Genomic DNA, 17,038 nt, shown 5'->3' with positions numbered 1-17,038 from the left:
AGCGCTATGCACTCATCTTGGTACTCAAACCGGGCACGTGTCTCAGGGCCTGTTTTTCTTTGAACGCGGGGCAGCGCTTGAGTAGCTTCGAGATGCGGATCGTGATTAGACAAGTTACGCCCTGGCACCGCGCTAGCTCCAACCGTCAAGGGAGACTTCCGGCCCTCCAGTGAGATATCGGTGGAGGGCACTGGCGGTGGTGTCCACGAAGTCCTCAGGGATGGCGTCGGCGTCGCGCCAGCAGACCTGGGCGTGCTTGCGAGGTTCGCGATTCTCCGGTTCGCCGGTCCACTCGTGCGTGGTGAAGACAACGGTGAGGAAGCCGTTGGGAGCTTCGACGCCCCAGGCTCCGTGGATGATGTGGGCCACCTTCAGGGCCTCGGGCTTGACGGTCAGGCCGGTCTCTTCGTACAGCTCGCGTACGGCGGTCTCGGTGATCGGCTCGCCGGGCTCGCTTTTGCCGACGGGCAGGTCCCACATGCCCTGGGCGAACTTGGCGTTCTGGCTGCGTTGGAGGAGGACGACGCGGTTGGTGGCCTTGTCGTGGACGATGACGGCGGCGACCAGCAGGGTCATGGATTCGAGGGCGGGCTTGAGGGCTTTGGGCTGGTCGTCGGTGTTCGGCTGAGCCACGGTTGGCGTCCCTTCGTCGGCCGGTTGGTGGGCAGCTTAGGCCTGTGCTTCGCGTGCGCGGCGGGCGAGTTCGGCGGCTCCGGGCACTCTGCGACGCTGGTAGATGGCGAGGGTGGAACGGCGCGAGGTGATCGCCTTGCGGGTGCGGTCCGAGGTCATGCCCTCCATGAGGGACAGGGCCTGGGACCAGGCGGCAACGGCTTCGTCGGCTCGGGCTTGGGCGGCGAGGCTGTCGCCGAGGTCGGCGTAGGTGAGGGCGTGGACGCGCTTGTACTTCTGTGGGTCCCAGCGGACCAGGGCGTCTCGGTGCTGCTGCTCGGTGCCGATGTGGTCGGCTAGGTCGGTCAAGGTGCGGGCGGTGTGGCTGGCCACGGTGCCGGCAGCCGGGCCGCTGACGCGGGAGTAACTGGGTTGTGGGCCCGTCGTCGCGTAGGAGGGCATCTTCGGCGGCGAGCAGGGCGGGCGCGGGCCGCTGCGGGCTTCTCGCCCACAGCGGCGTACGCGCGGGCATGGGTGATGTGGAGCAGCGCCTCGGTCTGGCCGTCGACGCGGCCCAGGCCGCGGGTCAGTGCGCCCTCGACGAGGTCGCGCGGAGCACCGGCCTCGCGGCGCCCTGCCCGCCCGGCAGTACCTCACGCGAACTCCCGCACCCTGATACAGGGCGGCTTCCCCATGTCAGGCGAAGGCGATCCCCCGGAACGCATTGCGCACATCGGTAAGCGGCTGGCGATCGCGCGTGTAGTAGAGCTTGTTGGTCAGCAGTACCGCCCAGCGGTCATTGGCCGGAGCGACCCACATGCCGGTTCCTGTGAAGCCGTAGTGGACCCAGCAGTCCTGGGCGGGTGTGGTCTCCGGCGCCGGATGCCAGAAGAGGCCGCGGAGTGGGGTGAGTTGACCGGTGTGGATCTGGAGCGACTGTTTGATCCAGGCTGGACCGAAGCCGGGACGCTCGGGTGACTGGTCGGGGTCGAGCAGGTACCGGAGGAAGGCCGCGAGGTCGTCGAGTACGGAGAAGACGCCGGCGATACCGCACACGCCGCCGAGGAGTCGGGCTGAGAAGTCGTGGGCGGATCCCTTGAGATGTGCCCCTGTGCTCTCGTCGAGCTCGGTTGGCGCGCAGCGGGCGATGGACTCTGTGGGGAGCGGTCCGAAGCGCGTGGCGGTCATGCCCAGGGGTTGCCAGACGCGAGTGCCGGCGAGCTGGTCCAGGGGTTTGCCGGAGAGGTGCTCGGCGAGGTAGCCGAGGACGAGGGCGGCCCGGTCGGTGTATTCGACGGCTTGGCCGGGTGGGCGGTGGAGGGCTTCGTGGAGGACGCCGTCTCGGACGTCCTGGGGATCGGTGCCGTAAAGATTCTTGAGGTTGGCCCGGAGCGGGACGCCGGCGGTGTGGGTGAGCAGGTGCCGGGCGGAGACTTGGGCGAGGGGATGTCCGTGGACCCCCGGCCAGAAGTCGCCGAGGGCTGCGTCGAGTTGAAGTTTGCCGTCCTCGACAAGAGTGCCGATGGCGGACCAGACGGCAAGGATCTTGGTGAGGCTGGCGACGTCGAAGACGGTGTCCAAACGCATCGGCTCGTTGGGCCGGGCAGGGTCCAGAACGCCGACGGTGCCGCTGGCCCGGGTGCCGGTGCCGTCCCCGACGGCCCAGACGGCACCGGGGTAGACCTTGTCCCGGACGCCCTCGTGGAGGAGCTGGTGGATGCGGTCGGTGTCGAGGTCGAAAGCCATGGTCTCCCGATCGGTCGTGGGCGCGTGGGTTCCCGTCGGTCAGGTTAGTGAGGCAGCCGTGGTGGGACCGGCTGCGCCACAGGGGATCAGGTGAGCTGTCTGCCCAGTGCGATCAGGGCGGAGGCTGTGGTGCTGAGCGGATAGCGGGCCGCGTTGGCGCGTCCTGCTGCCTGAAGGGCTGCGATCAGGCCGGTCGTGGTCCGGAGACGTTCGAGGTCGCGTGCGAGTGCGGTCGGGCTGGTGAAGTCGGTGGCCAGGCCGCTCACGCCGATGGATTCCTTCAGTCCGGCAACGGGCTGGTAGACGACGGGCAATCCGCAGGCTTGGGCTTCGAGGGCGACCAGGCCCATGGCTTCGAGGGTGGTCGAGGGCATCACCAGGGCGTCGTGATCGGCGAAGGTTTTCCACAGTTGGGGGCGGCGGAGCCAGCCCACGTAGCGGACTTGGGCCCCGAGGGGCCGCAGTAGAGGGGCCAGGGCGTGGAACTGGTGGCGCGGGGCGGCGATGCTCAGCTCGGCGGCCTGGGCGAAGGGGAGGGCGTGCAGCAGCGCTTCGATGCCCTTTTCGGTGGTGAGGCGTCCGGCGTACAGCAGGCGGAGATGGCTGGTGGTCCGGTGGTCGGGTCGTGGCGGTGGGCTGGTGAGCAGGTGGTCGGGGATTCCCCAGGGGATCGTTTCGATCTTTCGGCGGTCGGTGGTGGGCGCGAGGCGGAGCAGCCTGTCGGACATCGCTGTGGTGGGGACGACGATTGCGTCGGCGGCACGCGTGGTCTCTCGTAAGACGCCGAGTTGGTCGGGGTGCGCTTCGGCGAACAACAGGTCGGTGCCGTGGACGAGGGCGATGCGAGGGTGGTCGGGCAGGGCACGGATCAGGGCGGGGGCGGCGCCGAAGGCGAGGTGCTGGAGGTGGAGTACGCCGATGTCGGCGGGGTCGACGATCCGGTGTGACAAGGCCCGGCGCAGGGCGTGGACGTAGTGAGTGAAGGGCCCACCGGCCAGGCACTTGCCGGGGACCGGCAGCAGCTCCAATCCGGGGGGCAGCTGGGGCGGCTGTGCTTGCGGGGAGAGCATGAAAGCCTGGGCGGGGACGAGCGGATTCTGGCCCGTGTAGAGGTCGAGGAAGAGTTCGACGCTGCCGCCGGCGCTGCCGAAAGGGAGGTCGAGCGCAGTCGCGACCAGGTGGCTCACGTCCTGCCTCCCGGGATCTCTTCGTACAGGCGCGAGATGTCGATGCCGTCGCTCGCCATGTACTTCCGCCCGTGGAGTTGGTAGCTGGCCGGCGTGCCGAGGCAGCGGAGGAAGACGAGCTTGCCGAACGTCATCTGGGGATAGACCCGTACGGGCCTGGCGACGCGGATCTCCAGCGTCCAGCGGATCGCGTGACCCTGGTGGCCGAGCGGTGCGGAGACATGGACCCAGATGCCCAGGGCGCCGATGGTGCGGTCGCCATTGAGTATCTGTGCGTACGTCTCGGAGCCGGTCCTCTCCAGCGTGACGCCGAGGTAGAGCGGTCCGGGTCGCAAGGTCAGGCCGGTTGCGGGGATCGACTGTTCGGCGAAGGGGGTTGGTGCGGCAGCGTCAAGGTCACCGTCGCAGACGCGGAGCGTGTCGCCGAGTCGCCAGTCGTAGGCGTTCGGAGAGAGACGGGTGGGGTCGTACGGATCGATGGTGATCTCGCTGGCCTGGATGGCGGCGGCGATGCCGGGTCCTGTGAGGATCACGAAGCCACCACCCGAAGTTCGGCGACGTCGCGCCAGTAGGCAGAGGGCTGTGGTCCGGCGGCGGCCTGGTACTTGCCGCAGTAGAGGTCGATGGTGCCGGTGGAGACAAAGAACATGATCTGCCCGATCTTCATCCCCGGATACACGCGCAGCGGTCGTGTCGGGGTGAGCATCAGCGTCCACTGGCCGTGGAAGCCGATGTCGCCGATGGGGGCGGTGATCTCGACGAACAGGCCGAGCCGGCCGACGGAGGAGCGGCCGAAGAGCAGGGGGACGAAGGTGTCCGAGCCGACTTCTTCGAGGGTGTGGCCGAGGTAGAGCTCGTCGGGCTGGAGGACGAGCCCGTCGGGTCCGATGGTGGTCTTCCGGGTGGGGTTGGGGCGGTGCGCGTCAAGGACCTCGCCGGTGTAGGTGATCAGGGTGGGGCCGAGTCGGACGTTGTAGCTGTTGGGGTTGACCTGGTCGGCGGCGAAGGGAGAGATGCGGAGGCGGCCGTCATGAGCGGCTGCCGCGATCTCGGGGCCGGTGAGGATCATTCCCTGCTTCCATCCGCGATGTCGGGGAATCGAGCGGTGAGAACGTGCTGGATGGCCTGGTCCAGGCGCAGGCCGGCCTCGTGGGTGCGTCCGCCGAGGTAGGTGTCGGCGAGGTAGTCGGTGGTCAGCACGGTGGTGATGGCGTCCGGCAGGGGATCGGGGGCGGTAACGAGCGGGCCGGTCTGGGCGGTCAGACGTGAGAGCAGGCCGCGGACGTCGCAGCGCTCCGTCTCCGGAACGTGGGCGTGCACCAACTGGTTGCCGAACGGCTCGATGGAGAGCAGGTCGCTCAGGGCGAGGGCGTCGCCGAGTGGGACGGTGCGCAGCGCGGTCTCGTTGAGGATGACCGCGCCCGCGCCGAGTCCTGTGCGCAGGCGGGCAACGAGGTCCACGAGCAGGTCATGCCGGTCAGGCACCTGGTGACGGTAGGCGGTCCGGACTGGTCCGAGGACGTCGCGCAGTTGCGCGCTGACTTCGTCGATGTGTGCCGTCACGTCCGCGAGTTCCATGGGAACGGCGCCTGGGGTGCGGTCCGGGAAGCGGGTGGTACCGGCGCCCCATCCCGCGCCGACGGGCGTGGCGATCGCATAGCCCTTCGCGAGTTCGAGCCCCTTTACGACGAGGGTGTCACCGACGCGAACCGGGCCGTACTGGTCGCTGTGGCAGTGCCCGGCGAAGATCACGTCGAGGAACGGACAGGCTGACGCCAGCTTGAGATCCTCCTCGAACCCGGAATGGCTCAGCAGGACCCAGCTGTCCACCCTGTGCTGGTGGGCGAGCGTCAGCTCATGCAGAGCTTGTACGGGATCGGTGACGTGGTGGCCGGTTCGCTGAGCTGCGGGGATCGAGTGAAATGCCTGCTGTCCGATCACGGAGGTCACACCCACACGGCGTTCGCTGATGTCGGCGATGCGTAGACGGAGGAAGAGCGCGTCGCCGGTTTCGGCGTTGACGGCGTTGGCGCAGACCGTGCGTCGGTGAAGATCGGGTTCGAAGTAGTGGGGCCAGCCGTGGTTGCCAGGCGCCAACACGTCGTACAGCTTGAGGAGGATCTTCCGCTCGATCTCGCCCTGTGCGATGCGGTAGTAGCCGCTGCCTTCGAAGAAGTCCCCACAGTCCACGGTGAGCGAGGTCGGACGGAGAGCACAGAGGTGGGTCAGGAAAGGTGCGGCGTTGGCCAGGGCGGAGTGGACGTCTGTGGTTGCCACGATCTGGCGCCGGGCGTGGACGGTCATGGCGTGACCTCGCAGATGTCGGCGCCCAGGGTGCGAAGTTTGCCGGGCAGGTCGGCGTGGCCACGGCGGAGCTGGTCGAGGCCACCGAGGGTGGTGACGCCTTGAGCCGTGAGGCCGGCGACCATGAGGGCGGAGCCGGTGCGGATGTCGGTGGCCTCCACCCCTGCTCCGATCAGGTGCTGGGGTCCGGTGAGGCGGCACTCGGTGGGGGACATCTCCTCGATGCCGGCGCCGAGACGGGCCAGCTGGGGCAGCAGATTGCCGTGTCGGCCGGGGTTGATCGAGTCGGCGAACAGGTGGGTGCCGGGCAGACCGAGGGCCAGTGCCATGAGCGGTGGCTCGAAATCGGCGTCCAGGCCGCCGGGGATGAGCGAGGCGATCGCCCGCAGAGGACGGCCGGTCGTACGCCCGTCCTCGGCGTTCACGGTGAGAGCGTTCGCCTCATTGCTGACGGAGATCCCCAATCGGCGCAGAGCCGCCACGAGAGGGCTCATGTCTTCGGCCTGTGCGCCCTCGATGCGCCCGATACCGCCAGTGGTGGCGACCGCGCACGCCAGCGTTCCTGCTTCGACCTTGTCTCCTGGCACTACCCACTCGGTGTCATTCGAGGCAGAGCACGGTGGCGACAGGGTGATCAGGCGTTCGCCAGCCCGGCCCTCCCAGCCCGCTTGGTTCAGGGCGTCCAGCACGCACAGGACTTCCGGCGAGGGGTTGGGCTCGCCCAGCCGCAGCGGTCGTCCGGTCGTGACGGCGCGGAGTATGGCGACCACCGTCGCACCGCGCGAGCGGAACGGCAGCACGAGAGAGACGGTGCCGGTGCGCGGTGTGCCGGACTCGATGCGGTATCCGGAGTCGTCCACCAGGCTCCGGTCGCCGAACGCCTCGTATACCTTGAAGTGCAGGTCCATCCCTCGTGCGCCGATGCGGCAGCCGCCCGGCCCCGGCAGCCGAGCCTCTCCGTAGCGGGCGAGCAAGGCCGGTACCAGGTAGTAGGAGGCCCGGATATGGGCGGCTGTGGGCAGCTCCGGGAGTGACCGCCGGCTCTCGGCCGGCACGATCACCGCAGTGGTGGGCTCTCCGACCGGCTGTGCGACGTGCCATCCAGCCTGCTGGATCAGGTCGAGCGCTGCGGCGGCGGCCAGCAGGGGGAGCGCGGCGTTCTTGGAACCGTCGACCGCGACGGTGCCGGTCAGCGGCGGGCCGGGCCGTACGGCGATCACCTCGGCGGCCGTTAGAGAGGGCGGGGTGGTCGGCATCAGCAACTCCTCTGCAGGGGTAGGAAGACGGCGGACGCCTGGTCCGGACTGCCGGCCAGAGTGATCTCGGCCCAGCACTGCTTGCCGGTAGGGGTTGGTTCGGCGCCGTACCGGTCGGCGAGGGCGGCGACGAGGAACAGACCCCGGCCGCTCTCGCTGTGCGCATCCGGCAAAGCAGGCTGCGGCAGCGTGGGACTGGCGTCACAGACCTCGACACGCAGGACGTCCTCGATCAGCAGGACTGCAAGGGAGACCGGGCCGGAGTCTGCGTGCCGCACCGCATTCCCGACCAACTCGCTGATCACCAGCTCCGCGGTGTGGACCACTTCGGTGCCCAGTCCCTCGTCCCAGTTCTGTATCGCGACCACGGCCTGGTGCCGGGCGGCCGTGACCGAGGCAGGCTGAGCGGGTAGGGAAAGAGTGAGCTGGTGCGCTTCCACGAGCGGCCTCCCGAACTAGGTGCGGCCACTTCACGCAACCAGTCCATCGCGGTCGGTGGTTAGTCCGGGTGCGGGCGCTGCATTGCTTATGCAGGAGCTGCATCACCGCCAAGTACGCCTGATCTATGCTCGATTGAGCAGGCAGGATCAGCGACGGCGGAAGGAGCCGTGGCAGATGGCCGATGCTCATGGGGAAGCGAGACGGATCGGCGAAGAGATCCGCCGCGCGCGTGTCTTACAGCGGCGTTCACAGAAAGACGTGGCCGCGGCGCTCGGCTATCACCAGTCCAAGGTGAGCCGTCTGGAGAGCGGTCGCGGCACGGAGGACATCCGCGTGCTACGCGCCGTCGCGCAGGAACTGAGCATCCCGACAGATCAGTTGGGACTCGCTCCCATCCAGGACGACCCCGCCATCGATCCCGAAGCTGACGACATGCACCGCCGTACCTTCCTCACCGCCAGCATCGCCGCCCTCGCTACCCCTGCCGGATCTGCCGCCGCGCATGTGGACTTTGTCCAGGCTCTCCTGCCGGGACCGGGACAGGGACCTACGGAGACCGGACGCGCCCTGGACACTCTCGTCTTGCACGATCGGGTCGGGGCAGCGCTCAGCCTCTTCCACACCTGCAACTACACAGAGCTGGAGCGCACCCTCCCCGACCTGATCGCCGACCTGCGGCTGGCCTCCAGCGGCACGACGGACAGGGATACGGTGTCCGGGCTGTTGGCCACGGCGTACCAGACCGCGACCAGCCTGCTGCTCAAGCAACACGACCAGGGCAACGCCTGGCTCGCCGTCGGCCGGGCCATGGCCGAGGCCGAACGCTCCGGTGACCCGGTGGTTCTCGCCTCCAGCGTGCGCGTGCAGGCCCACGTCCTGGTCCGCGAGAGGCACACGAACGAAGCCGTCACTCTCGTCCGGCACACCGCTGACCAGCTCACCGGTTCCTACGACCGGCGCTCTCCGAAGTACCTCGCCGCCGTAGGACTGCTGCTCCTGCGCGGTGTGACCGCGGCCAGCAGCCGCGGTGATCGCGCGGCCACGAAGGAATTCCTCACCGAGGCCAAGGAAGTCTCCCGGTACGTCACCCTGGACCGGCCCGACGCTTGGGCCACCTTCAGCCCGACCAATGTCGCCCTGCACGAGCTGAGCGCCCTGGTGGCCTTCGGTGACGCCGGCCTCGCCCTCCAGGCGGCCCGCCCTCTCATGCGCCGGCACATCCCCGTCCCCGAGCGACGCGCCGCCCTGTGGGTGGAGGCGGCCCGCGCCTACAGCCAGCAGGGCCGCCTCGCCGACGGATACCAGGCCCTGCGCATCGCCGAGACCTGCGCCGCCCAGGACATCCGCCGCCCCGACGTCCGCCACCTGGTCGCCGATATGGCCGCCCGGGACCGCCGTCGTACGCTGCCGGAACTGCACCACTTCAGCCGCCAACTGGGAGTCCCCGCGTGACCGAACCGACCGCAACGGACAAGAAGCCCTTCCTGTACGTCGTCGTCTGTGCGGCCGGCGTTGCCCGAGACGTCGGCAAGCTGATCACCGCTGCGCAGGAGGCGAACTGGGACGTCGGTGTCATCGCCACGCCGCAGGGCCTTGGCTTCATCGACGCGAAGGCGGTCGAGGCACAGACCGGCTACCCGATTCGCTCCGCCTGGCGCTCGCCGGGGGACCCTCGCCCACTGCCGCCCGCAGACGCCATCGCGGTCGCCCCGGCCACCTTTAACACGATCAACAAATGGGCCACCGGGATATCCGACACCCTTGCCCTGGGCATCCTGTGCGAGGCGTACGGCATGGGCATACCAACCGTGGCACTGCCCTACCTGAACTCAGCCCAGGCCGCTCACCCGGCCTACGAGCAGAGCCTGGAGCGGTTGCGGGGGATGGGCGTCATGATCGGCTCGTGTGAACCGCACAAGCCGAGGGTCGGCGGCGGGGCGGACCGGTTCCGGTGGGAGGAGGCCCTGGAGCTGTTGGAACCCAAGGTGAAATAGGGCACGCAGGTTCCGGTGTGTCGGCGCGCGGGGCGATGATCTCCGGCTACCTTGGACCCAAGGGCTGGGACAGTCCGGAGGCGTGCGGTTCACCCGGGTGAATACGCGGATCCGCCTGAAAGGTGCGATGCCTGGTCCCGCGAAGATCCCTTCGATTTTCTCCTGTGTCAGCGGCGTGCCCTTGGGCAGCTGCCCGGGCAGCGTCTGCCGCTGAAGGGAGAACCCGTGCCCCACGTTCGCGATACGGCACGCCTTCGGGCTGCCAGTTCGCTCCTCTGCGTCCCGTACAGCGCGATGCCCCGCACACCAGACGGCCATCCCGCGCTCGATGTCGCCGGTCCTGATCAACAGCGCTTCCAGGCGGTGTTGTTCGGATGCCTGATGAGCGGCGATCCCTACCCGCACGAGTGGGAGCACCCCACCAAGCCGGCCATGGGAAGTATCCGGTGCTATCTGAACTGGATCATTCCGCACCGCGACTCGGTGGAGATCCACACCAACACCGCCTGCCGGGTGGCTTCCCGCATGCTGCCGCTCCTGCACCGTGATGCCAGGATCTCCGGGATCCCCGGCCTACGGCTGGTCGACTTCGGCAAGCAGCGCTTGCGCCTGCATCACCTGCCGACTGGCGCACGACTGGATCTGGTGGATGCGGACGGCTGCGACAACCGACGCGATATGGGCCGCATCCTGAGCCTTGAGACCGCATGGCACCACAAGGACAACACCGAAGCGCTCTGGTCTCGAAGGGACCTTTCCCGCGAAGAACGCGCCTACGACCAGCATTGGGTCGCAGCCCCGTGTACCCCGCTGCGGAGTTCACTGTTGGTGCGAGTGGCCTGGTTGGTATGGAAGTTCTGGCCGGTATGGAAGGCAGCTCCTCCGGCTGGTTCATACGAGCGGCTTTTCTCGACGCGTGGACGCTCTCCCCATGCTGCGGGCGAGTTCCTGGCAGCGACTGAGGCCCGGATTCCGGGCGCCTCCTACCAGCCGCGAGACGAGAAGGAGGGCCTACTCACGTTGGGAAGCGCCGGGATCGTGCTCAGCCGCTCGGCCGGATGACCGAGGTGCTATCGAGTCATCGCCGAGGTGAAGTTCCTTCACGGACTCGAGTTCGAACCGAAGACCAGGGGGCACGCCGGGCTACCTCAATCATCCCAGGCGGCAGGGATCGGTGTGCACAGGTCGGCGAACAGCACCAGGAACGCGCGATCCTCGGGGGTTCCGTCCAGCAGGGCGCACACCTCGCCATGCCTCGCGGGGCAGGTCGTGCCGCTCGATGAGGCCCGGGACGCACGCACGTTGCCAGTGGTCGCGGTCGCGGTGCGCTCGGGCATTACGGCACGCAGCCGTAGCCCGGTACGGCCGCCTCCCCGGTCCTGATCGGCTCCCTACGAGCCGCACTGGCCGAAGGCCAGCGGACCTCTTCCGCTGGGGAGAGGCACTTGGGTTTCTTGGCCCCAGGCTGTTCGCTGTGGAACGCTCAGCGTCGCCGAGTCGGCGACGTCTGCGGTGACGGCGTGGCTGCTGCTGGGGGGACCGAAACGGCGGGGCGCTGCGTGGTGCTGCGGGCTCTGGCTGCCTCGGCTCGAGGACTGGGTGCGTGGCGCTCGCCGAGACGGCGGATGCGCCAGGTCAGTGCGCGGGCGGGGCTGCGGGTGTCGTCCAGGGTGCGCTGTCCGAGCGCCTGGTCGAGCACGGTGGCTGCGTTGTGCCCTGCGGTCTCCGCCTCGGCGAGCACGGTGGCCAGTGCGTCCCAGGCAGGGTCGGCCAGGATGCGCTCCGCGTGCTCTGGAGCATTGCGCGATGCCCGCCAGGACTGGTCCGGAGACCTGCGCGTACGCGATCTGCAGGTGGACGAGGGCCTGCTCGGCTGCTGTCTGCTGTTGCGCGTGATGGCGGGTGCGGTGCCAGTGCATGCGAAGGCCACCGCGGTGAGTGCGGCGTCCAGGAGCATGGCGAAACCGGCCTCGGCCACCCTGCCTTGGGCCAAGCCGGACGGTGATCCGAAGACCTTCCGTCTCCTCTTCGTCGACGCGAAGGGGCGGGCCTACAACCGCAGCGTCTTCAACATGGGCGACCGGAAGCGCGCCCTGGCCGCCGCCGATGCGATCCCTCCCCGTGAGCGCGGCGCGCGCTACCTCCAGGCGGCTCCGGAAGACGGCATGCACGCCCTCCGGCACGCCTGCGCCTCCGTGCTCTTGGACGGGGGGGAGAGCATCAAGGTGCTCTCCGAGCACCTGGCCCCTCTCCGGCACTAGCGAGAGCGGGACCCGAAAGCCCCGCCCGAACCCCACGAAACCCCAGATCAGGGCCAAACCAAGCAATACGGCTGATGCCCCGCCTCATGCAACCGATGGCTGAAGTCCTGCCACTCATGCAGCAACTGGTACACATTGAACGCGTCCCGCGGGCCCCCGCGGTCCGGGACCGTCGACCAGATGAAGGCCGCCGCGCCGACCGCTTCCTCGCCGATGCCGCGCAGGGGATCGACGACGGTCATGGGGAGTTTGACGACCGCGTAGTCGGGGTGCAGGACGACCAGTTCCAGGGGCGGGACCTTGTGCAGGGGGACGCCCTCGATGCCGGTCAGGACCATCGCCGCCATCGTCTCCGGCTTGATCTTGGTGAACATGCCGTTCATGCCCAGCTCGTCGCCGCCGAGTTCCTCGGGGCGCATCGAAATGGGGACGCGGGCCGCGGTTGCGCCGTCCGGCGCGCCGAAGTATTTGTACGTCACCCCCACCCGACCACCATTCCTGCTCCCCGCCCGGAGGCGGTCAGCCCGGCTCCGCTCGGGCTCACCCGGTACACCCTGTGTATGACGTGCGTCAGCCTGACGTGCTTCGGCCGCTTCCTCCGCGTCGCGCCGGTGCCTTCCCCGCCGGGCACGTCGAGGACCCAGATCATCAGTCCCCTCGCCCAGTCCGCCACCGCGATGCATATCTCCACCCGACTGCTTTTCTAGGACGCGTGGCCCCCGCCGCGCAACCCGATCATCGTGTCAGTGACCTCCCCCACGGCCGCCCGCCGAAACGTGCGGTGGAACAACAGGCCACGGGATCTTTTCCGGTCCCTGATCACTACGTGCGTATGAGCTGTGTGTATCAGGTCTCAGTCTCGCAGATGGCGGACGGCGGCGGCGGTTGGCAAAACTTCGGCCGCCACGTCCGCCTGCACCCCCCCGTCGCCACCTCCCTCGGCAGTCCCTCAGCGTCTCGATCTCGAGGCGGCCCACGCGCCCCCCGTACCGCGGCCTACCCTGAGAAGGTCACCCAAGTCACCGGAGTCCGAGAAGCCGGAGAAGTCGCACGTCATGAGTGCCCTGAGCGAAACGCCCTATCCCTACGATGCGCCCGTCTCCCAGGCGCTCTTCGACCGCGCCTCCGCCGTCACACCCGGCGGCGTGAACTCCCCGGTGCGCGCCTTCCGCGCCGTCGGCGGCACGCCTCGCTTCATGGTGTCCGGGAAGGGGGCCTACCTCACCGACGCCGACGGCCGCGAGTACGTCGACCTCGTCTGCTCCTGGGGCCCGATGATCCTCGGGCACTCGCACCCCGAGGTCATCGCCGCCGTCCAGGAGGCCGTCGCGCGCGGTACGTCCTTCGGCACGCCCGGTGAGGGCGAGGTCGCACTCGCCGAGGAGATCGTCGCCCGGGTGGAGCCCGTCGAGCAGGTGCGGCTCGTCAGCAGCGGGACCGAGGCGACCATGAGCGCCATCCGGCTCGCTCGTGGGTTCACCCAGCGGTCCAAGGTCATCAAGTTCGCCGGCTGCTATCACGGGCATGTCGACAGCCTCCTCGCCGCCGCCGGGTCGGGTGTGGCCACGTTCGCCCTCCCCGACACCCCCGGCGTCACCGGCGCCCAGGCCGGCGACACGATCGTGCTGCCGTACAACGATCTGGAGGCCGTACAGGAGGCCTTCCACCGGTACCCGGGCGAGATCGCGTGCGTGATCACCGAGGCCTCGCCGGGGAACATGGGCGTCGTCCCGCCGGACCCCGGCTTCAACCAGGGGCTGAAGGACGCCTGCCGGAAGAACGGCGCCCTCTATATCTCCGACGAGGTCATGACGGGCTTCCGCACCAGCCGGGCCGGGTGGTACGGGGTCGACGGGGTCAAGCCCGACCTGATGACCTTCGGGAAGGTGATGGGGGGCGGGTTCCCCGCCGCCGCGTTCGGGGGGCGGGCCGATGTGATGGCGCATCTCGCTCCCGCCGGGCCCGTGTACCAGGCCGGCACGCTGTCCGGGAACCCCGTCGCCACCGCCGCCGGGCTCGCCCAGCTGCGGCTGCTCGACGACGCGGCGTACGACACCGTCGACGCCGTGTCCGCGCAGATCCAGGCCCTCGTCACCGAGGCGCTGAGCAAGGAGGGCGTCGCGCACCGGGTGCAGACGGCCTCCAACATGTTCTCCGTCTTCTTCACCGACCGGCGGGTGCGGACCTACGAGGACGCCAAGCGGCAGGAGTCGTACCGCTTCACGGCGTTCTTCCATGCGCTGCTGGCGAACGGCGTCTATCTGCCGCCGTCGTCCTTCGAGTCCTGGTTCGTGTCCACGGCTCACGACGAGCGGGCCATTCAGAAGATCGCCGACGCCCTTCCGGCGGCGGCCCGGGCGGCTGCGGAGGCCACGGCAGAATGAGCGACAGCAGCAAGGACGTCACCGTCGTCCATCTCGTGCGGCACGGTGAGGTCGAGAACCCCACGGGGATTCTGTACGGACGGCTGCCCGGGTACCACCTGTCCGAGCTGGGCCGGCGGATGGCCGACCGGGACGCCGAGCACCTCGCCTCGCGGGACGTGACGTACGTCTGCGCCTCGCCGCTGGAGCGGGCGCAGGAGACGGCCACCCCGATCGCCAAGGCACACGGTCTCGACCTGGACACCGACGAGCGGCTCATCGAGGCCGACAACGTCTTCCAGGGCAAGACCTTCGGGGTGGGGGACGGCGCGCTGCGCAAGCCGGAGAACTGGAAGCATCTCGTCAACCCGTTCAAGCCGTCCTGGGGCGAGCCGTACGTCGACGTCGTCGTGCGGATGATGGGCGCGCTGAACGCGGCCAAGGACCAGGCCCGCGGGCACGAGGCGGTGCTGGTCAGTCATCAGCTGCCGATCTGGATCGTACGGTCCTATGTGGAACGGCGGCGGCTGTGGCACGATCCGCGCAAGCGGCAGTGCACCCTCGCCTCGCTGACGAGTTTCACTTATCTCGGCGACAAGATCGTGTCCGTGGGCTACAGCGAGCCCGCCATCGATCTCGTCCCGGCTCATCTGCGGGCCGGCGCCAAGCCGGCGCCGGGGAAGAGCAAGGCTTTCGGCGCGTGACGCCTGGGCGCCCAACTGCCGTTTCTGGCATTGCGTTTGACTTGCCTTAGGACGCTTTTGCCGTAGATATTGCGAAAAACATAAGAATCAAAGTGAACCACCCCGATCGTCGCGCCCTCTCAGTGAGTGACGACTACCAGCAGGCGCGACGAATCGGGGATTTCCATGCGCACCGTCTCCCGGACCTTCTCCCGCCGGGGAATACTCGGCCTCGGCGCGGGTGCCGCGGCCGCCGCCACTCTCGCCGGCTGCGGTAGCTCCACGTCATCGGACGGCAGCGGGCACGCGGCCGGTTCCGGCGGCGGCAACGACGGGCAGGGGGGCGACGCGAGCGCGCCCCAGGGCAAGCTCATCGGCGACGGCTCCACCTCCTTCACCGGCAAGCAGCCGCACCAGCCCGGCCAGCCCGAGCCGCTGGAGCCCGGCCAGACCCCGCCGCAGTTCGTGGTCTTCTCCTGGGACGGCGCCGGCGAGGTCGGCAACGGCCTCTTCCCGCGCTTCCTGGACCTGGCCAAGGAACACGGCGCGTCCATGACCTTCTTCCTCTCGGGTCTCTATCTGCTGCCCGAGGACAAGAAGCGCTTGTACCAGCCGCCGAACAACAAGATCGGCGCCTCCGACATCGGCTACCTGAACAACGAGCACGTCAAGGCGACGCTGACCAACGTCCGCCGGGCCTGGCTCGAAGGCCACGAGATAGGCACCCACTTCAACGGCCACTTCTGCGGCGACGCCCACACCTCGGTGAAGTGGTGGACGCCCCAGCAGTGGCACAGCGAGATCAAGCAGGCCAAGTCCTTCGTGCAGAACTGGAAGACCAACACCGGTTTCACAGACCTGCCGCCCCTGCCGTTCGACTACGAGAAGGAACTCGTCGGCGGCCGTACGCCCTGTCTGCTCAACCAGCAGAACCTGCTGCCGACCGCCCGTGAGCTGGGCTGGCGCTACGACGCCTCCTCGCCCGGCGGTCTGCAGACCTGGCCGACGAAATTGCATGGGCTGTGGAACTTCCCGCTGCAGGCGATTCCCTTCCCGGGCAAGAAGTTCCAGGTCCTGTCCATGGACTACAACATGATGTTCAACCAGTCGCAGAACTCGACCAAGGCGCCGGCCTACAACTACCCGGCCTGGCGCGAGCAGGCGGCCGGGGCGTACATCGCCGGCTTCAAGCGGGCATACTTCACAAACCGGGCGCCGTTTTTCATCGGCAACCACTTCGAGCACTGGAACGGCGGCATCTACATGGACGCCGTCGAGCAGGCCTTCAAGCACATCGCGCAGGCGAAGGAGAAGGGCGCCGACGTCCGGCTGGTCTCCTTCCGGCAGTTCGCCGACTGGATCGACGTGCAGAAGCCCGAGGTGCTCGCCAAGCTGCGCACCCTGGCCCCCGGACAGCAGCCCACCGGCGGCTGGAAGACCTTCCTCGCCTGAGCCGCTCCCGTGGGTCCGCGTAGGTCCGCGTAGGTCCGCACCCCGCCCCCTGTCGGAATTGTCCCGTGTAAATACGCCCTGAAATGCGGTTTTCCGCCCGGCAGGGGGGCGCGCGAGATCCCCGGAACTGGCATGCGAAACTTTTCACATGAGTACCCGTAGCCGCGCCGTCCTGCTCAGTGCCGTGGCCGCCGTGGCGGCTCTGACCCTGTCCGCGTGCGGCAAGGGCGGCACCTCCGGCGGCGGTGGCAACACCAACTTCGTCACCGGCAACAACGGCGTCGACACGGTGCCCCAGGGCAAGCGCGACGCGGCCCCGGACCTGTCCGGCCGGACCATCGACGGCAAGACCCTGGACGTCGCCGCCTACAAGGGCCAGGTCGTCGTCGTCAACGTCTGGGGCTCATGGTGCAGCCCGTGCCGGGAAGAGGCGCAGTACTTCGCCAAGGTCTCGAAGCAGTACGAGGGCAAGGGCGTGGAGTTCGTCGGGATCAACACCCGCGACACCAGCACCACCCCCGCGGTGAACTTCGAGAAGGAGCACGGGATCACCTACCCGAGCCTGTACGACCCCACGGGCAAGCTGATGCTCCGCTTCAAGAAGGGCACGCTCAACCCGCAGCTGATCCCCTCCACGCTCGTCATCGACAAGCACGGGAAGGTCGCCGCACGCGCCCTGGAAGCGCTCGACGACACCGCCCTGCTGAAGATGCTCAAGCCCGTCCTCGCGGAGAAGTGA

General features: G+C 68.6%; 17 protein-coding genes and 2 pseudogenes. 8 read left to right on the top strand and 11 right to left on the bottom strand.

Annotated features, from left to right (window positions below):
* Positions 1-132: 132 nt before the first annotated feature.
* The 9 genes and pseudogenes from M878_RS66835 to M878_RS66795 all read right to left on the bottom strand — a co-directional run bounded on the left by M878_RS66835 (position 133) and on the right by M878_RS66795 (position 7,545).
* On the bottom strand, positions 133-633 hold the full coding sequence (locus tag M878_RS66835) for an NUDIX domain-containing protein (RefSeq protein ID WP_023547585.1): 501 nt from the start codon (positions 631-633) through the stop codon (positions 133-135).
* A 36-nt stretch (positions 634-669) separates the two neighbouring features.
* Positions 670-1,220 (bottom strand): annotated as a pseudogene (locus M878_RS66830) (NsdA family TPR-like regulatory protein); the annotation flags it as partial.
* A gap of 88 nt (positions 1,221-1,308) precedes the next feature.
* Positions 1,309-2,358 (bottom strand): serine hydrolase domain-containing protein, encoded by a 1,050-nt coding sequence (locus M878_RS66825; protein WP_023547584.1) that lies wholly within the window; start codon positions 2,356-2,358, stop codon positions 1,309-1,311.
* An 86-nt stretch (positions 2,359-2,444) separates the two neighbouring features.
* Positions 2,445-3,545 carry a glycosyltransferase family 4 protein gene (locus tag M878_RS66820; RefSeq protein ID WP_023547583.1) on the bottom strand — a complete coding sequence of 367 codons (1,101 nt, stop codon included), beginning with the start codon at positions 3,543-3,545 and terminating at the stop codon, positions 2,445-2,447.
* Entirely contained in the window at positions 3,542-4,078 is a 537-nt protein-coding gene (locus M878_RS66815) for a dCTP deaminase (protein ID WP_023547582.1), read from the bottom strand. Before M878_RS66815 ends, M878_RS66820 begins: the two co-directional genes overlap by 4 nt.
* Positions 4,075-4,614, bottom strand: a complete 540-nt coding sequence (dcd, locus tag M878_RS66810; protein ID WP_023547581.1) for a dCTP deaminase — start codon at positions 4,612-4,614, stop codon at positions 4,075-4,077. Before dcd ends, M878_RS66815 begins: the two co-directional genes overlap by 4 nt.
* Complete coding sequence (locus M878_RS66805) at positions 4,611-5,849, bottom strand: bifunctional UDP-sugar hydrolase/5'-nucleotidase (protein ID WP_023547580.1); 1,239 nt, start codon at positions 5,847-5,849, stop codon at positions 4,611-4,613. Before M878_RS66805 ends, dcd begins: the two co-directional genes overlap by 4 nt.
* The gene (locus M878_RS66800; RefSeq protein WP_023547579.1) at positions 5,846-7,105 is read right to left on the bottom strand and encodes a hypothetical protein; all 1,260 of its coding nucleotides are present in this window, start codon (positions 7,103-7,105) and stop codon (positions 5,846-5,848) included. The genes M878_RS66805 and M878_RS66800 overlap by 4 nt, the downstream gene beginning before the upstream one ends.
* Positions 7,105-7,545 carry an ATP-binding protein gene (locus M878_RS66795; protein WP_023547578.1) on the bottom strand — a complete coding sequence of 147 codons (441 nt, stop codon included), beginning with the start codon at positions 7,543-7,545 and terminating at the stop codon, positions 7,105-7,107. The genes M878_RS66800 and M878_RS66795 overlap by 1 nt, the downstream gene beginning before the upstream one ends.
* Positions 7,546-7,720: 175 nt before the next feature.
* Between M878_RS66795 and M878_RS66790 the strand changes: the two genes are divergently transcribed.
* From M878_RS66790 to M878_RS48075, 3 genes are all read left to right on the top strand, one after another.
* Positions 7,721-8,998 (top strand): helix-turn-helix domain-containing protein, encoded by a 1,278-nt coding sequence (locus tag M878_RS66790; RefSeq protein WP_031225128.1) that lies wholly within the window; start codon positions 7,721-7,723, stop codon positions 8,996-8,998.
* Positions 8,995-9,540: a flavoprotein gene (locus tag M878_RS66785; protein ID WP_023547576.1), complete on the top strand. Its 546-nt coding sequence runs from the start codon at positions 8,995-8,997 to the stop codon at positions 9,538-9,540. The genes M878_RS66790 and M878_RS66785 overlap by 4 nt, the downstream gene beginning before the upstream one ends.
* A 294-nt stretch (positions 9,541-9,834) precedes the next feature.
* Positions 9,835-10,602: a hypothetical protein gene (locus M878_RS48075; protein ID WP_158692700.1), complete on the top strand. Its 768-nt coding sequence runs from the start codon at positions 9,835-9,837 to the stop codon at positions 10,600-10,602.
* 86 nt (positions 10,603-10,688) lie between these two features.
* Here M878_RS48075 and M878_RS66780 read toward each other — a convergent pair whose 3' ends face one another.
* Positions 10,689-10,877, bottom strand: coding sequence for a hypothetical protein (locus M878_RS66780; RefSeq protein ID WP_023547574.1), 189 nt, complete (start codon positions 10,875-10,877; stop codon positions 10,689-10,691).
* Between the two features lie 633 nt (positions 10,878-11,510).
* Here M878_RS66780 and M878_RS94375 point away from each other — a divergent pair.
* Positions 11,511-11,783, top strand: a pseudogene (locus M878_RS94375) (site-specific integrase); the annotation flags it as partial.
* 65 nt (positions 11,784-11,848) lie between these two features.
* Here the strand turns inward: M878_RS94375 and M878_RS66770 are convergent.
* Complete coding sequence (locus M878_RS66770) at positions 11,849-12,484, bottom strand: hypothetical protein (RefSeq protein WP_209445532.1); 636 nt, start codon at positions 12,482-12,484, stop codon at positions 11,849-11,851.
* 381 nt (positions 12,485-12,865) lie between these two features.
* Here M878_RS66770 and hemL point away from each other — a divergent pair, with 381 nt between their 5' ends.
* From hemL to M878_RS66750, 4 genes are all read left to right on the top strand, one after another.
* On the top strand, positions 12,866-14,185 hold the full coding sequence (gene hemL, locus M878_RS66765) for a glutamate-1-semialdehyde 2,1-aminomutase (protein ID WP_031225125.1): 1,320 nt from the start codon (positions 12,866-12,868) through the stop codon (positions 14,183-14,185).
* Positions 14,182-14,868 carry a histidine phosphatase family protein gene (locus M878_RS66760; protein ID WP_023547569.1) on the top strand — a complete coding sequence of 229 codons (687 nt, stop codon included), beginning with the start codon at positions 14,182-14,184 and terminating at the stop codon, positions 14,866-14,868. The genes hemL and M878_RS66760 overlap by 4 nt, the downstream gene beginning before the upstream one ends.
* Before the next feature lie 165 nt (positions 14,869-15,033).
* Complete coding sequence (locus M878_RS66755; protein ID WP_023547568.1) at positions 15,034-16,299, top strand: polysaccharide deacetylase family protein; 1,266 nt, start codon at positions 15,034-15,036, stop codon at positions 16,297-16,299.
* Between the two features lie 148 nt (positions 16,300-16,447).
* The gene (locus M878_RS66750; protein WP_031225124.1) at positions 16,448-17,038 is read left to right on the top strand and encodes a TlpA family protein disulfide reductase; all 591 of its coding nucleotides are present in this window, start codon (positions 16,448-16,450) and stop codon (positions 17,036-17,038) included.

The sequence above is a fragment of the Streptomyces roseochromogenus subsp. oscitans DS 12.976 genome (assembly GCF_000497445.1).
Lineage (GTDB): Bacteria > Actinomycetota > Actinomycetes > Streptomycetales > Streptomycetaceae > Streptomyces > Streptomyces oscitans.
The sequence above is the reverse complement of the archived record's forward strand: the minus strand, read 5'-3'. Positions and strand labels throughout refer to the sequence as shown.

Bases quoted from the DNA above. Each gene is read 5' to 3' on its own strand.
- M878_RS48075 (WP_158692700.1), top strand. From the start codon at position 9,835: ATGCCCCGCACACCAGACGGCCATCCCGCGCTCGATGTCGCCGGTCCT.
- M878_RS66780 (WP_023547574.1), bottom strand. From the start codon at position 10,877: ATGCCCGAGCGCACCGCGACCGCGACCACTGGCAACGTGCGTGCGTCC.
- M878_RS66755 (WP_023547568.1), top strand. From the start codon at position 15,034: ATGCGCACCGTCTCCCGGACCTTCTCCCGCCGGGGAATACTCGGCCTC.
- dcd (WP_023547581.1), bottom strand. From the start codon at position 4,614: ATGATCCTCACCGGCCCCGAGATCGCGGCAGCCGCTCATGACGGCCGC.
- M878_RS66805 (WP_023547580.1), bottom strand. From the start codon at position 5,849: ATGACCGTCCACGCCCGGCGCCAGATCGTGGCAACCACAGACGTCCAC.
- M878_RS66760 (WP_023547569.1), top strand. From the start codon at position 14,182: ATGAGCGACAGCAGCAAGGACGTCACCGTCGTCCATCTCGTGCGGCAC.
- M878_RS66790 (WP_031225128.1), top strand. From the start codon at position 7,721: ATGGCCGATGCTCATGGGGAAGCGAGACGGATCGGCGAAGAGATCCGC.
- M878_RS66825 (WP_023547584.1), bottom strand. From the start codon at position 2,358: ATGGCTTTCGACCTCGACACCGACCGCATCCACCAGCTCCTCCACGAG.
- M878_RS66750 (WP_031225124.1), top strand. From the start codon at position 16,448: ATGAGTACCCGTAGCCGCGCCGTCCTGCTCAGTGCCGTGGCCGCCGTG.
- M878_RS66770 (WP_209445532.1), bottom strand. From the start codon at position 12,484: ATGCATCGCGGTGGCGGACTGGGCGAGGGGACTGATGATCTGGGTCCT.
- M878_RS66800 (WP_023547579.1), bottom strand. From the start codon at position 7,105: ATGCCGACCACCCCGCCCTCTCTAACGGCCGCCGAGGTGATCGCCGTA.